The sequence below is a fragment of the Streptomyces sp. NBC_01092 genome, assembly GCF_045039535.1.
In the GTDB taxonomy this organism is placed as follows: Bacteria; Actinomycetota; Actinomycetes; order Streptomycetales; family Streptomycetaceae; genus Streptomyces.
In genome coordinates, this window is record NZ_CP108659.1 from 199,807 (window position 1) to 215,002 (window position 15,196).

The following is a 15,196-nucleotide window of genomic DNA, read 5'->3' on the forward strand; positions in this document are numbered from 1 at the left end:
GCCCGCCGGTGGACGGCGCGGGCGTCAGCGGTGCGGGGGAATGCGCCCGTCGGCGGCGGCGATGCTCGATGGGCGGGTCCTGGCCCGGTCTCGGTCAAGGAATTCCTCCCACTTGCGGATGGTGAGGTCCTGGAAGAGGCCCACCGCGGGGTTGAGTTCGACGATGGGGGCGGTGTGGTGGATCTCGTAGCCGAGCTGCTCGGACTCCACAGCCGCGCCGTCCTCGCGCAGCAGCGGCCAGATGGCAAGGGCGCCGGCGACGCGCATGAACAGCGGCATGAGCCGGCGCGGCAGTGACCTGCGGGTGCCGGGGATCTTCAGCATGTCGAAGTAGAAGATGAAGAACGTCCGGGTGGTACGCCGGTCCAGCGGGAGCACAAAGCACCAGGACTTGATCGATCCGGCGGTGTCGGAGCGCTGGTACGGGTAGTCGAAGGCGAGCTCGATGGAGGTGGTGTCCACCTTGCGCCGGTCGATGAAGCAATTGAAGCGGCCGGCGCCAATGAAGGTGTCGTAGCTCAGCTCCACCCGGTCGTCGATCAGCTCGAGCCGGGTGAGCTTGGCGTCCCAGAACGGGCGGAAGCGGCGGTGCAGATAGGCGTGGGTGAAGTCGCTGACGTTGTCGATGATCATCGAGTGGTGGGCCCGCCAGGTGTACGAGGCGTCCAGCCGGGCCCAGGGGCGGTCGCCGGACAGCTCCGGAATTCCGGGGATGGCGCGGGTGCCTGCCTGCTCCGGGTTGCCCGGAAAGACCCAGATCAGCCCGTGCCGACTGGTCACCGGGTAGCTGGGCACCTTGACCTCGGGCTGGGCGCGGCCGAAAAGGTCGTGGGCGTAGTGCACGACCTTGCCGTCGCCGTCGTAGGTCCAGCCGTGGTATGTGCAGGTCAGATGGCAGCCGTTGACCTCGCCGCCGGACAGCTTCAACTGCCGGTGCGCGCACCGGTCGGCGAGCGCGTGCAGGCTGCCGTCCGTGCCCCGGTAGACCACGATGGGGTGGCCCCAGAAGCGGGTGGCCAGGGTCTTGCCGCGGGGCAGCTCGCTCTCGTACGCGACCGGGTACCAGTAGTCCGGGTCCATGCCGGCGGCCCGTACCTTGGCGCGCTTGCTGCGGGCGTCGGCGAACGCCGGGGGCTGGTCCGGGGCCGGGCGGGCGCGGCGGGCGTCGGGGCTCATGGTGACTCCTAGGAACGCTTGTGGATACGGACGGTGCAGGGCGCGGCCGGGGCGGCGACGAAGGTGGAGTAGTCCGGCTCGTAGGCGGGCCTGGCCGGCCGCAGGTCCACCTCCCGGAGCAGGACGTTCCAGATGGCCTTCACTTGCAGATAGGCGAGGGCGAAGCCGATGCAGCGGTGTTTGCCGCCGCCGAAGCCGATCAGGCTGTAGGGGCGCCGGTGTTCGGCCCGTCCGGGCCCGTAGCGCTCCGGGTCGAAGCGATCGGGGTTGGCGAAGACCTCGGGCATGCGGTGTGCCACGGCGGGCGAGATCATAACCAGCGTCCCGGCCGGGACGTCGTGGCCGCACAGTGTGGTGCCCTTCAGGGCCTTGCGCATCAGAAGGACGAGCGGCGGGTGCAGCCGCTCGGCCTCGCGGACGCAGGCGTCCAACAGCTCCAGCCTGTGCAGGACGCGGACGCTGGGTGGGGTGCCGGGCGGGCACACATCGTCCTGTTCGGCGCGCAGCCGCGAGACGAACTCCGGATGGCGCAGCAGCATTACGCCGGTCCAGGTGGCGAGCACGGTGCTCTGGTGCTGGCCGGCGAAGATCGTCCCGATCAGGATGCCGGTCACGATCTCGTCCGGCAGAGGGTCGCCCGCTGGCGTACGGACTGCTAGCAGGGCGGCCAGCATGTCGTCGCTCTCGGAAGGTCTGCGGCGGCGCTCGGCGATCACCTCCCCGTTGGCATGGGCGATGGCCGCCCGAGCACGGTCGCGGCGCCGGAAGGAGGGCAGCGGAACGCTCGGACTGAGCAGCCCCGCGAGCCGGATGCCGCTCTCCAGGTCGTGGTAGAGGCGGGACACTTGCGGTCCCATGCGGCGGACGAACTCCTCGCCAATGAGGCAGCGGGTGGCGATCGCCACCATCGTCCGCTGCATCGCGGCGAGCAGGTCTAGCTCGCCATGCACCGGCCAACTCGCCACCTCGCGGCGGGCCTCGGCGTCCATAATGCGGGTGTACGCGCCCAGTTGCCGGGACCGGAGGGCCGACCGCAGATGGGCGAGATGGGCGTCCATCTCCTCAGGCTCGACGTCGTAGGCGACGCCCTTACCGAACACCGGGGTCATGAAGCGATACGCCTCGCGTGGCGAGAGCACAGTCTCGTCGGCCTCGAACACCTCCGCGTGCGCCTCGGGCCCGCAGATGAAGACGACTTGCTGGCCGAGCAACGGGAAGGCGAAGGCGTTTCCGGCCCGTTCCCGGGCCGTGCGCAGGAGCGCGACCGGGTCGCGCCGAAAGGCGTGCAGCGGCCCGAGCCAGGGGAGGTGGCGGTCTGGCAGCCGGGGTGCCGGCAGGCGGCCCGCGGAGGTCTCGGCGGTCATCGGCCGCACACCCCCTGGCCTTTGGTGCGCGCGGTCGGGATCGTCGCCCGGCGGCGCTCCACAAGCCCACGCTCCACGAAGCAGCGGTATGCCTCCTCGACAGCGGCGGCGATGTCAGTGGGGCGATAGTGGAGGACTTCGCGGCTGAGGGAGATGTCGGCGCGCCGCTCGGAGCGTAGAAAACGAACCGCGGCGGGCGTGAAGCGCGCCTCCCGGCCGGGTGCGAGCAGCGCCCGCGGCCCATCGGCGAGCCGGGCCAGGGCCGCCATGGCCCCGGCGGGCATACGCAGCCGTGGCACAGGTTGTCCGGTGACCTGCGTGTAAAGCTCCATCATCTGGTCCACGGTGCGGAACTCGGTGGAGAGCAGGTACTTGTGCCCGGAGCGTCCGTGCTCCATGGCCAGCAGGTGGCCTTGGACGAGGTCGGACACGGATACGAACTCGAAGCCACCGGGGATATAGGCGAGCAGGCGCCCCTGAGCCTGGTCGAGCAGCACTCGGCCCATGCGCGATGGGCCGTAGTCGTGTGGGCCGATGATCGCCGTCGATACGGCGATCACCACCTCGAGACCTTGCGCGGCGGCCTTGTAGCACTCGTGTTCCATCTGCACCTTGCTGCGGGTGTACGGGGTGTCGTTGTCGCCCGGGCAGAACAGGTCCCGCTCCGTGCTGGGCCCCCCCGGCGTCGTACCCGTCGCGCTGAACGAGCCGGTCGCCACGACCCGCCGCACACCGTGCCTTCCGGCTGCCTGAAGCACATTGCGGGTTCCCAGCACATTCACCGCGTGGATCTCCCGGTGATTGCGGGCAGTGGTCGAGATGCGGGCCGCGCAGTGGTACACGCGCTCACAGCCTTTGACGGCGGCGTCGACCGCGTCCGGGTCCCGCAGATCACCGACCGCGCGCTGTACGGACAGGCCGGCCAATGCTCGTCCGTGCCGCTTGGTGGGTCGTATGAGGACCCGGATCTCATGGCCGTCTGCAAGTAGACGCCGGACCAGGTTCGCGCCCAAGTGCCCGCTCCCGCCCGTCACCAGAATCATGATCGCCTCCCGGGCGCGTACTAAACGGTGCCCGCGCTTCAGGGGAAAGCCCCCCGACACCAAGAACCGGCCCATGCCACATCCATGCAGCACAACCGAGGCAAGCAAGGATTGGCAACGCGCCCGTGTCCTACACGGTCACGCCTCATTTCCACTGTGCTGACCTCCACTGGTCGCACATCTCATATTCGCCAATAGTCACACGTATTTCGACACTTCGGACAACCCCTTTCGAGACCGGGCACTTTAAGGCAGCTCTGGTGCCTGTCTCTACCCTGAGCTGCTCTAAATAGCTGAAGAAATATACCGTTATCGTTCCTAGTTTTAACACACCTCTCTCAACGGGTTATTCGCGCCAAGGGTGGGGTCGATAATTGCCGATAGACCGTTTCGAATGAATGCTTAGTAAATGGTGACGCTGCAGCACCGTGCCACCGATCCGCCAACTCGAACAAAGGAACGCCGTGTGACTGGAGTGGAGGGTGTGGACGCAGTTGTGGTTGGTGCGGGTCCCGCCGGCTGTGCGGCAGCCCTGGGGCTGGCCCGCGGCGGGGCGCGGGTCCTGGTGCTGGAGCCCCATCCGGACCGGTCGACCCGCTTCGCCGGCGAGTGGCTGCACCCGACGGGCGCGGCGGTGTTGGCGCGCTTGGGTGTGGCCGTGCGCCCCCCGGATTTCATCCGCAATCGAGGCTTCGTGCTGCATCCCGGCGGCGGCGAGCCGCCCATCCAACTGCCCTACACGTGGGGCGAGGCCGCGGCCGCGCCCCATCATGCCTTCGTACGACCGCTCCAGGACGCGCTGGCCGCACAGACCGGCGTGCGGTTCGCGACGGGGCGCCGCTTTCGCGGTCTGACGGCGGGTGGCTGTCTCACGGACGAGGGCCCCGTCACGGCCGGGCTGGTGGTCGGAGCAGATGGGCGGAGCTCCGCCGTGCGCCGGGCAGTGCGTCCCGATGCGCCCCCGGGGGTCGCGCTGTCGTACACGGTGGGGGTCACGCTGCCCCATGTCCCGCTGCCGGCCGAGGGCTTCGGCCACGTCTTCCTGGGCGGCCCGGGACCGGCCCTGGCCTATCGCATCACCCCCGACCTGGTCCGCCTGACCATGGATGTCCCGCTCACCCGGCCCGGCCCGCAGCAGGTTCTCGGATACCTGGAAGGCAGCTTCACACCGCACCTGTCGCGGGAGCTGGCCGATGCTCTCAGGGCCCGGCTGCGCCGCGGCGGCGTGCAGTGGGCCGCCAACTCCTTCCGCAGGCGGGCCGACTTCGGCGCGGGCAGCGTGGCCCTGGTCGGCGACGCCGCCGGGCACGGCCATCCGCTCGCCGCCCAAGGCATCAGCTGCGCGCTGCTGGATGCCGAGTGCCTGGCCGCGCACGCCTGCCCGGATACGTACCGCCGCCTGCGCATGGCGAGCTCGCGGGTGCCCGAGCGAGTCGCGGCAGCTATCCACCGGGTGCTCACGGCCGAGGATCGGGCCACGGCAGCGCTGCGGCAGTCGCTCTTTGCCCTGTGGCGCGCCGCCCCACGGGAGCGCGCGCGCGCCATGGGTCTGCTCGGCCTGCAGGACGACCGCAGGACGGACTTTGGCCGCTCGGTCGCCGGCATCGCCGCGGGCGCCCTGACCTGTGCCACCAGGAGCCCGGACCTCCTCGATGCGGCCCTGACCGTCGGCGGACTCGTGCGGTGGCTGGGCTGGCTGGGCGGTCCTCACGTCGGCGTACCGCCGCGACCATCCGGCCGGCGGGTGGCGCTGATGTGGCCCTAGTACTCCAGTTGCGCTTCTCCATTTTCCCTGGTCAGCGTGCCTGTTTCGAGTCTAATGAGCTGACGCTGTATCAGGGTGGTGGTGGTTCGTGACCCACCCGATCGAGGTGCGTTGAGCCTGCCATGGAGCCGGATATCGAAGCAGGGCTGTGGGCCACCGAGTTAGAATCGTTGCTGTTGCGGGTGGGCCAGCGGTTCGGCCGCATCGAGCCGGGGCGTCGGATGCGGGACTATGTGCGCGGGCTGCTCGGCCCGGTGGGCCGGAAGAACTGCTGGCAGCTCGCCGAGCACGCCGGCCATCCCACCCCGTACGGCCTGCAGCGGTTGCTGTCGGCCGACCTGACGGTGTGCTGATCGTGGACGACACCGGCTTCCTGAAGAAGGGCACCATCTCAGCCGGGGTGGAGCGCCAGTACTCCGGCACGGCCGGCCGCACGGAAAACTGCCAGATCGGCGTGTTCGCCGCCTATGCCTCGGCGAGGGGGCGGGCCCTGGTGGACCGAGAACTGTATCTGCCCAGGTCCTGGACCGATGATCCGGATCGGTGCCGCACGGCGAGAATTCCTGAGGACAGGTCCTTTGCTACGAAGCCCGAACTGGCGCGGGCAATGGTGTCGAAGGCACTCGACTCCGCGCTGCCGATCGCCTGGGTGACCGCCGATGCGGCCTACGGTCAGGAGCGGGGTTTCCGGCGGATGCTGGAGGAGGCCGGTGTGGGCTATGTCCTGGCGGTTCCCAAGTCGCAGCAGGTCAAGTCGCCTGCCGGGAGTGGGCGCATCGACCATGTTCTGACCGGTGCCCCGGATGACGCGTGGGAGCTGATCTCGTGCGGGGACGGTGCGAAGGGTCCTCGGGTCTACGACTGGGCCGCAGCCAGGCTCCCCGCCGCCGACGAGCGAACGGCGGGGCACTGATGCATCACCGCTGGGTGCTGGCCCGCCGTGGCCTGGCCCGCCCCGAGGAGATCGCCTATTACCTCGCCTTCGCCCCCGCGGAGGCGAACGTCTCCGAACTGGTCCGCGTGGCCGGCTCCCGATGGGCCATCGAGGAATGCTTCCAGGCCGCGAAGAACGAGTGCAGCCTGGACCAGTACGAAGTCCGCCGCTACGTGGGCTGGTATCGCCACATCACGCTGGCCATGCTGGCGCACACCTTCCTGGCTGCGATGGCCGCCCACGCCCTCGAAAAGGGGGCCGACGAAACGGTCCGAGCAGCCTCGTTCCCCTCACCGTGGCAGAAGTGCGACGGCTCCTGGATCTTGCCCATTCCTCAGCAGCCTGGCTACCGAGGCCCGGGCACCGGCTCCACTGGTCGCGCTGGCGCCGACGCCATCAAGCCGTCGCCCGCCACTGTCACTACCACTGCCGCGTGCACCTCGATCGGATGGGTCACGAACCACCACCACCCTGATACAGCGTCAGCTCATTAGACTCGAAACAGGCACGCTGACCAGGGAAAATGGAGAAGCACAACTGGAGTACTAGAAGCGACTGGCAGGGTGGGGTGTTCTGGCATGAACTGATTGGGCCCAGCGGTCGTATTCATGTTTAGTCGAGGCACGTGGCTGCCTGATTTTCTCGGTTTTCATGGGGTTTGTGCGGACGGGTCGCGACTACCGCGGCCCGGGGGATGAGAGGCGACCATGGCGACAGCGAGCAACACGGTGCGCGGTACCGTGGTTCCGGTGCAGGCGGCGCGCTGGGCGATGTGGACATTCGTCATCGTCAATGTGGTGATCGTCGAGGCGTTGTTCGCCACTGCGGGCTCGGGCAAGAACGGCGTGCTGACGGTCGCCAAGTTCTTCGGCCTGCACGCGGCCCTGCTGTTGCTGTTCCAACTGGTGCTGGTGGCCCGGCTGCCGTGGCTGGACCGCCGTATCGGAATGGACCGGCTCACGGTGTGGCACCGCTGGGTCGGCTTCACGCTGCTGTGGACCGTCCTCACCCACGCCACCCTGGTGGTGCTCGGCTACGCCACACTCGACGACACGTCTATGGGGAAGACGTTCGTCGCGCTGAGCGGTGTGCCGGCCTCCCTGCTCGGCATGCTCGCCGCGACCCTCATCGTCGTGATCGCCGTGATCTCCACCCGTGGCCTGCGGCGGCGGCTCCAGTACGAGGTCTGGCACGGTCTGCACCTGCTGCTGTACGTGGCCCTGGGCCTGGCGTTCGTCCACCAGTTGCAGGAGACGACGACATTCACGTCCTCCGCGTTCGCCACGGCCTACTGGTGGGTCCTGTGGCTGTTCGCCTTCGGCTCCCTGCTGACGGGCCGTGTTGTCATGCCGCTGTGGCGCAACGCCTACCACCGGTTCACCGTCGCCGCCGTGGTGCCGGAGTCGGACAACGTGGTCTCCGTGTACGTCACCGGCCGGCACCTCGACAAACTCCCCGCCCGGGCGGGCCAGTTCTGCATCTGGCGGTTCCCCGGACACCACCACTGGTGGCTGGCCAACCCCTTCTCCCTGTCGGCGGCGCCCGACGGACAGGGGCTGCGCCTCACGGCGAAGGCGGCGGGCAGCACCAGCGCCGGCCTGCGGAACGTCCCGGTCGGCAGCCGCGCCTTCGTCGAGGGACCGTACGGGGCGTTCACCTCGCTGCACCGCACCCGGCCCGGCGCCCTGCTGATCGCCGGCGGCATCGGCATCACACCCGTACGCGCCATGCTGGAGGAACAGGCGACCGGCGACTTCGTCGTCCTGTACCGGGTCCGCAGCGAGGCCGACGCCGTACTCCTGGACGAGGTCCGCCACCTGGTCGCGCTGCGGGGCGGACGGCTACACCTCCTCACCGGCAGGACCGGCGAGGGCGGCACCCCGCCCTTCGACCCGCACAACCTGCACCGACTGGTCCCCGACATCACCGAACGCGACGTGTACGTCTGCGGCCCACCGGCCATGACCACGGCCGTCCTCACGGGCCTGCGGGCCTTGCGGGTACCGGCCCGGCAGGTCCACGCCGAGCGGTTCGGCCTCGCCTGACCCGGAAGATGTGTCGAAGCGGTCACATGCGGGATAGCGTCATCGACACAGGCCGCTGAACCTGCCCAGTGAACCTCCTCATCCTGTGCCGCGAGGGTGAACAGGCTGGTCAGAGGGCACGGTGACAAGGCAGGGCCCCTCGTCGTTGGCGTGGTGATTCCATTCAGCACACCGGCGACCGAAGGGGCCCTGTTGGTTCCGTATCGAGCCATGCTCGACGTCCCGTACGAGCTCGTTGAGCATGCTGCCTGGCTGCTGTACGAGCACCGCCGGGCCCGTAACACCAGATGGCGGAAGCTCGGCTGCTTCAAGCAGGCACTCCGCCCCATGCCTGACACAACGAGCCAACCGTCAGACAGTCACTTAATCGGGCGGACAAGTCCTAGTGCTGGGTTCCTCAAACGGCGTACGCATATCGGCGCCGTAGTCGGCGGGTTGGCGGTGCGGGCCTGCCCCAGACCCAGGGCTGGGCTCGGGTGTTGAGCTGGGCTGTTGCGAGACGGGTGGCTTGCTCGATCTCGGGTGGTCCTGCGAAGGACTGCCCGGCGAGGGCGGCCTTGCGGAAGATGCGCCACCAGCCTTCCTGAAGGTTGAGCCAGCAGGCGCCGACGGGGATGAAGACGTGCCGGATTCTGGGGTGGTCCACCAGCCAAGTCCGGGTGGACAGGCTGTTGTGTGAGGACAGGTTGTCGGTAACGACGTAGATGTCCCCAGCGGGATTGGCTGCCTCGACCTTCTGAAGAAACTGCTGGTAGAAGGCACTGTTGCGAGAGGAAGCGGTCATGGTGATTTCCTGTCCGTCCCGCACTCGCAGCGCACCGTAGACCCAGGTCTTCTCCGGTCCGCGGCTGTAGTCGACTTCGGACTTGATGCGGTGGCCGTCCGGCGACCAGCCCGGCGCCGGCGGGAACGTGCGGGGGATCACCGGTCCGAGCTCGTCGGCGCAGACGACCGTCGCGCCGCCGGGCGGGCGGGTGTAGAGCTCGATGATCCTTGTCCTTTTCCCTCGAAGTCTGCGTCCCTCGAGCGGGTCCAGGACCGGGTGCGGCGCCAGCGCACCCTCTCGGCCAGCAGGATCCGACGGACCTGGCTGCGGCCGATCTCGATGCCCCGCCGCTGGGCCTCCGCGGCCAGTGCGTCAAGGGTCCACTCCGGCGGCCCGGACTCGTCCTCTGCGGCCAGTTCGCCGCCTGCCTGCACGGTCAGCCGGCCCGGCGCCGGCTGTCTGACCAAGCCGATGATCATCGAGCGTTCCGCCTCGGTGATCCGCCGTTTGCGGCCCTGACCGCCCATATCCTCCAGTCCGTCCAGGCCAGAGCGGTTGAAGCGGTGCAACCAGCGGCGGACCGTCTTGGGGTTGCACCTCAACTCTTCCGCGATGGCCGGCACCCGCTGTCCGGACCAGCTCAGCTCGACCATGCGCGCCCGCACCACCAGATCGCGCGGCGCTTTGCGGGCTCGCGACAGTCGAAGCACGAGCCGTTGCTCGTTCTCGTCACGGCTCGGCCGTGCCCGTAACACCACCGTCCAGCACCCGCTCCCGAGCAACCGAACAGCCCCGCCACCAGGACATATACCCAGCAAAAGAGGAACCCAGCACTAGTACTGCAACGGTGCTTGCCGTGACTGCTGGCCAGCTCGTTCGTTGGTGTGGTTATGGGTGGGGACCTTGCTGAAGTCAGGCTGTGGGCCGGAGAGCTGGACGTACTGCATGAGCGGTTCGTGCACCGGTTCAGCCGGGAGGAGCCGCGTCAGTCGGCGCTTGCTTATATGCGGGGGCTGGTTGCGCCGCTGCAGCGCAAGAACGGCTGGACGCTGGCGGAGGAGGCCGGGCATGCCGGACCCGATCGCATCCACCGGCTGCTGAACCGGATCGAGTGGGACGCCGACGAGGTCCTGGACGACGTCCGCGACTACGTCGTCGAACACCTCGGAGACCGGGACGCCGTCCTGATCGTCGATGACACCGGGTTTCTGAAGAAGGGCATCCGTTCGGCCGGCGTGCAAAGGCAGTACTCCGGCACCGCCGGCCGCACCGAGAACAGCCAGATCGGGGTGTTCCTCGCCTACGCCACAGATCGCGGACGCACGCTCATCGACCGGCGGTTGTATCTGCCCACGTCCTGGACGGACGACCGGGAACGCTGCCGGCGGGCGGGCATCGACGACACGGTCGGCTTCGAGACGAAGGTGGCCATGGCCAAGGCGATGGTCCGCCGGGCCATCGCCGACCGGGTGCCGTTCGGCTGGGTGACGGCGGACGCCGCCTACGGCTTCAGCAAGGGCTGGCGGTTCGAGCTGGAGCAGGCGGACGTCTTCCACGTCATGGCCACCACGCGGCACGACACGGTCGTCACCCGCTGGTCCATCGACCACCCCGTCCACGACCTGTTTCCCGGCCTGCCGCGGCAGAAATGGAAGCGCCGTTCCTGCGGTGAAGGAGCACACGGCCGGCGGATCTATGACTGGGCCCGCGTCGAGGTGAGGCCCTGGCACCGCGAGGACCGCCGGCACTGGGTGATCGCCCGCCGCAGCGTGAGCAGGCCCGAGGAGATCTCCTACTACATCGCCTACTGCCCGGCCCAGACCACGCTGGACGAGCTGATCCGCATCGCGGGCAGCCGATGGGCGGTGGAGGAGTGTTTCCAGACGGCGAAGCAGGAGTGCGGTCTCGACGACTACCAGGTCCGCCGCTACCCCGGCTGGCATCGCCACATGACCCTCGCCATGGCCGCGCATGCCTGCCTGACAGTCCTGCGGGCCCGCGAGCTGGATGCGGAGAAAGCAGAAACGGATCCTCCCAGCTCATCCACTACAGCCTCGCCGAGATCAGAAGATTGATCACCCGCCTCACCAACCGCCGTCCCACCCCGGCCGACCACATCCTTCACTGGTCGACATGGCGTCGTCAACGCCAGCACCAAGCCCGCATCAGCCACTACAAACGACGCGGACACAGCCCCTGAACTGGTCAGCAATCAGCTCAAGCACCGTTGCAGTACTAGTGCTGGGTTCCTCTTTTGCTGGGTATATGTCCTGGTGGCGGGGCTGTTCGGTTGCTCGGGAGCGGGTGCTGGACGGTGGTGTTACGGGCACGGCCGAGCCGTGACGAGAACGAGCAACGGCTCGTGCTTCGACTGTCGCGAGCCCGCAAAGCGCCGCGCGATCTGGTGGTGCGGGCGCGCATGGTCGAGCTGAGCTGGTCCGGACAGCGGGTGCCGGCCATCGCGGAAGAGTTGAGGTGCAACCCCAAGACGGTCCGCCGCTGGTTGCACCGCTTCAACCGCTCTGGCCTGGACGGACTGGAGGATATGGGCGGTCAGGGCCGCAAACGGCGGATCACCGAGGCGGAACGCTCGATGATCATCGGCTTGGTCAGACAGCCGGCGCCGGGCCGGCTGACCGTGCAGGCAGGCGGCGAACTGGCCGCAGAGGACGAGTCCGGGCCGCCGGAGTGGACCCTTGACGCACTGGCCGCGGAGGCCCAGCGGCGGGGCATCGAGATCGGCCGCAGCCAGGTCCGTCGGATCCTGCTGGCCGAGAGGGTGCGCTGGCGCCGCACCCGGTCCTGGACCCGCTCGAGGGACGCAGACTTCGAGGGAAAAGGACAAGGATCATCGAGCTCTACACCCGCCCGCCCGGCGGCGCGACGGTCGTCTGCGCCGACGAGCTCGGACCGGTGATCCCCCGCACGTTCCCGCCGGCGCCGGGCTGGTCGCCGGACGGCCACCGCATCAAGTCCGAAGTCGACTACAGCCGCGGACCGGAGAAGACCTGGGTCTACGGTGCGCTGCGAGTGCGGGACGGACAGGAAATCACCATGACCGCTTCCTCTCGCAACAGTGCCTTCTACCAGCAGTTTCTTCAGAAGGTCGAGGCAGCCAATCCCGCTGGGGACATCTACGTCGTTACCGACAACCTGTCCTCACACAACAGCCTGTCCACCCGGACTTGGCTGGTGGACCACCCCAGAATCCGGCACGTCTTCATCCCCGTCGGCGCCTGCTGGCTCAACCTTCAGGAAGGCTGGTGGCGCATCTTCCGCAAGGCCGCCCTCGCCGGGCAGTCCTTCGCAGGACCACCCGAGATCGAGCAAGCCACCCGTCTCGCAACAGCCCAGCTCAACACCCGAGCCCAGCCCTGGGTCTGGGGCAGGCCCGCACCGCCAACCCGCCGACTACGGCGCCGATATGCGTACGCCGTTTGAGGAACCCAGCACTAGTCGGCGTGACCGCGACGGACCACTGGGCGTGGCCGCTGTGGAGCTACAGCCAGGCGGACAGCCGTTACCTCACCGCTGACTCGTTCGTGGTCGCGATGGAGGCGGTCACCGTGTTCGCCGGAGCCACCGGGCAGCTGTGCGCGCTGGTGCTGTTCCGGGCGGGCCGCAGGCGGATCGCGGCGATGATCGCCGTGCTGGTCGGTGTTACGCAGATCTACAGAGATGTGCTCTACTTCGCGACTGCGGCGCTCGACGGGTTCGCCGCGATCGACCTGGCGAACCCGATCAACCTGTGGCTGAAGTTCGTGCTCCTGAACGCGATGTGAATCGTTTCCCGCTGGTCACGGTGCCGATGCTGGTGGTCGCTCTGCTCCACGGTCACCCGGCGGTCTCGGACCGCGCTGCCGCGAGCAGGGCCGAGGCCGGGGAAAGCTGAGAGGTCGAGCCGGGAGTCGAGCACGGCGCTGCCGAAGAAGACCCCCTCGCGGACAATCTCGTCGATCAAGGAGCCAGACTCCGTCAAAGCGTCGGCATTCACTATGCTGAGCACGGGCGTGCCTTCCCGACCCGCGCTGCGAACGCGGGCCTACTCGGTGACCATCACAGGATCATTCGGGAAGGTACGCCCTCTGTACACCTCCCGGAACCGATCCACAAGTCCTGAGCAGTGCTCCGGTCAGTTCGGCGCGATAGGGTCCCTGCATGCCCACGCCCCCGCCGGCCCTCACCCTGGCCAATCAGCTGCTGCGACCGGCCTTCGGCTCGCGCCGCGACCCCGACCGCGTCTTCGACCGGATCGCCGTCGAAGCGGGAGAGGCGAAGGGAGACCGGCAGTTCGTCGACGACTTCCGGTCGCTGCTGACCTGGTGGGCGAAGGCCGAGAACCTCACCCCGGTCGGCTGGAAGTCCGCGCAGGTCTTCGTGCGCAGGCATCTCGCCAACCGGGCCCGCATCCGGCGGCTGATCGCCGAGCACCCTCACATCGAGCGGGAACCGGTCGACAAGCCGGTGTTCGTGGTGGGCCTGCCGCGCACCGCGACCACGGTGACGCACGCCGTGCTGTCGCTGTCGGCCGAGCACCGCGCTCCGCTGCTGTGGGAACTGCTGGCCCCCGACCTGGAGTTGCCACCCCGCGAGCGCCGCAGGGCGATCACCGCCGCGCGCCGGATGGTCCAGGGCGCCCACCTGTTCTCGCCGCGCTCCCGCGACATCCACCCGATGGCGGCCGAGGGCCCGGAGGAGTGCACCTTCGCCCTGCCGCACGCCCTGATGCCGCTGTCACAGGCGCTGATCCCCGAGTACGAGGCGTGGTACCGCGAGCGGGACTTCACCGACGACTACCGGTATCTCAAGCAGGTGTTCCAGGTCCTGCAGTACGGCCGTCCGCGCCGCCGCTGGATCCTCAAGTCGCCGGTGCACCTGGGCAACCTGGACGCGCTGCGCACGGTGTTCCCGGACGCCACGCTCGTGTGGTGCCACCGTGACCCGGTCACCGCGGTGGCCTCCCTCTGCAGCCTGATCGAGCACGCCATGGGCGTCAGCACCCGCCCCCTGGACCTGCACGGCATCGGGGCCACCTGGTTCGGCCTGCTCAGCCGTGCCATGGAGCGCGGGCTCGCGGCCCGTGCCGCCCTCCCGCGCGAGGCGGTGGTGGACGCCCCGTACTCCTGGCTCGGCGTCGAGCCCGCCACGGGCGCGCCCAAGCTCCACGACGCGGTGGGCGCACGCTGGACCGATGCCGAGGCAGCCCGGCTCGCCGGTGCGGTCGCCCGCCCGAAGGGCACCCGCCCGCACCGCTACGACCTGGCCCGCTACGGCCTGACCCGCGCCGAGGTCGAGGCCGCGTTCGCGGACTACAACGCACTGCGGGCCGAGGTCGACCCCGCCTGAGGCGAGACGCGGACCGATCCCGGCCCTGCTCACACGTCAGCTGCTGCTGACCGTCAGGTTGTTGGTGACGAAGTCCAGTCCGCCGGACGACGAGGTGATCTCGTAGCCGAACTGGACGTCACCGATGGTCTCGCCGCTGGACATCCAGCCCTTGGTGTTGGCTATCCAGCCGAGGATCGGCTTGATGTCCACGCTGCCGGAGCTGGAGTCGGACGTCCGCAGGAACGAGAACACCTCGTTCGCGCCGTTGCTGCCCTTGTAGACGGTCCAGGTGTGGCCGCCGAGGGTGACATTGCCCTGCGAGGTGCCGAGCGGGCCGACGCCGCCGTTGTAGTTGACCCAGAGCATGATCTCGTAGTCGTAGTCGGTGTCCCAGATGTCGTACGACGTGTTGTACGCGCCGGACGACGGAACGGTGACGTTGTAGCTGCTGGTGAGCGAACCGAGGGAGGCGATCGTCTTGTTGATCACCTTCTTGGAGTTCGGGTAGGACTTGATGCCGCCGGTGTTCGGGTGGTTGGCCCAGACGCCCCAGTTGGTGCCGGAGTTGGCCCAGATGCACTGGCTGACGGCACCGGAGCCCCAGATGTTGTTGTAGAGGGTGTAGCCGTTCAGGCTGGTGCTGCCCCACTGGTCGCAGGAGTTCCAGACGGCGGCCTGTGCCGGGGCGGAGGCGAGGCCGACGGTGGCGCCGAGGGCCATCGCCGGGGCCAGCACGGCCATGGTGATCTTGCGGAGCTTGCTGTGTGCCATGGTG

Annotated in this window: 13 protein-coding genes and 2 pseudogenes; 9 read left to right on the forward strand and 6 right to left on the reverse strand. The window is 68.6% G+C overall.

Annotated elements, in window-relative coordinates; translation table 11 throughout:
* Window positions 1-24: 24 nt before the first annotated feature.
* The 3 genes from OG254_RS00860 to OG254_RS00870 are packed head-to-tail and all read right to left on the reverse strand — an operon-like array spanning window position 25 to window position 3,658.
* Window positions 25-1,176, reverse strand: coding sequence for a Rieske 2Fe-2S domain-containing protein (locus OG254_RS00860; RefSeq protein ID WP_405576372.1), 1,152 nt, complete (start codon window positions 1,174-1,176; stop codon window positions 25-27).
* A gap of 8 nt (window positions 1,177-1,184) precedes the next feature.
* Window positions 1,185-2,540 carry a cytochrome P450 gene (locus tag OG254_RS00865; protein WP_405576374.1) on the reverse strand — a complete coding sequence of 452 codons (1,356 nt, stop codon included), beginning with the start codon at window positions 2,538-2,540 and terminating at the stop codon, window positions 1,185-1,187.
* Window positions 2,537-3,658 (reverse strand): NAD-dependent epimerase/dehydratase family protein, encoded by a 1,122-nt coding sequence (locus tag OG254_RS00870; protein WP_405576375.1) that lies wholly within the window; start codon window positions 3,656-3,658, stop codon window positions 2,537-2,539. The genes OG254_RS00865 and OG254_RS00870 overlap by 4 nt, the downstream gene beginning before the upstream one ends.
* A gap of 391 nt (window positions 3,659-4,049) precedes the next feature.
* On the opposite strand from OG254_RS00870, the gene OG254_RS00875 reads away from it, so the two are divergent.
* The 4 genes and pseudogenes from OG254_RS00875 to OG254_RS00890 form a co-directional block, all read left to right on the forward strand.
* Window positions 4,050-5,348, forward strand: coding sequence for an FAD-dependent oxidoreductase (locus OG254_RS00875; protein WP_405576376.1), 1,299 nt, complete (start codon window positions 4,050-4,052; stop codon window positions 5,346-5,348).
* Between the two features lie 122 nt (window positions 5,349-5,470).
* Window positions 5,471-6,560: pseudogene (locus OG254_RS00880) on the forward strand (IS701 family transposase); the annotation flags it as partial.
* Window positions 6,561-6,989: 429 nt separating this feature from the next.
* On the forward strand, window positions 6,990-8,327 hold the full coding sequence (locus OG254_RS00885) for a ferric reductase-like transmembrane domain-containing protein (RefSeq protein WP_405576378.1): 1,338 nt from the start codon (window positions 6,990-6,992) through the stop codon (window positions 8,325-8,327).
* 150 nt (window positions 8,328-8,477) lie between these two features.
* Window positions 8,478-8,648: pseudogene (locus OG254_RS00890) on the forward strand (IS5/IS1182 family transposase); the annotation flags it as partial.
* 76 nt (window positions 8,649-8,724) lie between these two features.
* Here OG254_RS00890 and OG254_RS00895 read toward each other — a convergent pair.
* Window positions 8,725-9,318: an IS630 family transposase gene (locus tag OG254_RS00895; RefSeq protein WP_405594770.1), complete on the reverse strand. Its 594-nt coding sequence runs from the start codon at window positions 9,316-9,318 to the stop codon at window positions 8,725-8,727.
* A complete protein-coding gene (locus tag OG254_RS00900; protein WP_405576380.1) occupies window positions 9,249-9,803 on the reverse strand; it encodes a helix-turn-helix domain-containing protein in 555 nt (184 codons plus the stop codon). The genes OG254_RS00895 and OG254_RS00900 overlap by 70 nt, the downstream gene beginning before the upstream one ends.
* Window positions 9,804-9,983: 180 nt before the next feature.
* Between OG254_RS00900 and OG254_RS00905 the strand changes: the two genes are divergently transcribed.
* The 5 genes from OG254_RS00905 to OG254_RS00925 all read left to right on the forward strand — a co-directional run bounded on the left by OG254_RS00905 (window position 9,984) and on the right by OG254_RS00925 (window position 14,439).
* The gene (locus OG254_RS00905; protein WP_405576382.1) at window positions 9,984-11,168 is read left to right on the forward strand and encodes an IS701 family transposase; all 1,185 of its coding nucleotides are present in this window, start codon (window positions 9,984-9,986) and stop codon (window positions 11,166-11,168) included.
* Between the two features lie 287 nt (window positions 11,169-11,455).
* Window positions 11,456-12,010: a helix-turn-helix domain-containing protein gene (locus OG254_RS00910; RefSeq protein ID WP_405576380.1), complete on the forward strand. Its 555-nt coding sequence runs from the start codon at window positions 11,456-11,458 to the stop codon at window positions 12,008-12,010.
* The gene (locus OG254_RS00915) at window positions 11,944-12,534 is read left to right on the forward strand and encodes an IS630 family transposase (RefSeq protein ID WP_405594773.1); all 591 of its coding nucleotides are present in this window, start codon (window positions 11,944-11,946) and stop codon (window positions 12,532-12,534) included. Before OG254_RS00910 ends, OG254_RS00915 begins: the two co-directional genes overlap by 67 nt.
* 20 nt (window positions 12,535-12,554) lie before the next feature.
* The gene (locus OG254_RS00920) at window positions 12,555-12,875 is read left to right on the forward strand and encodes a hypothetical protein (protein WP_405576384.1); all 321 of its coding nucleotides are present in this window, start codon (window positions 12,555-12,557) and stop codon (window positions 12,873-12,875) included.
* Between the two features lie 376 nt (window positions 12,876-13,251).
* Window positions 13,252-14,439 (forward strand): sulfotransferase family protein, encoded by a 1,188-nt coding sequence (locus tag OG254_RS00925; protein WP_405576386.1) that lies wholly within the window; start codon window positions 13,252-13,254, stop codon window positions 14,437-14,439.
* Window positions 14,440-14,475: 36 nt separating this feature from the next.
* Here the strand turns inward: OG254_RS00925 and OG254_RS00930 are convergent, their stop codons facing one another.
* Window positions 14,476-15,192, reverse strand: coding sequence for a glycoside hydrolase family 12 protein (locus tag OG254_RS00930; RefSeq protein WP_405576388.1), 717 nt, complete (start codon window positions 15,190-15,192; stop codon window positions 14,476-14,478).
* Window positions 15,193-15,196 lie beyond the last annotated feature (4 nt).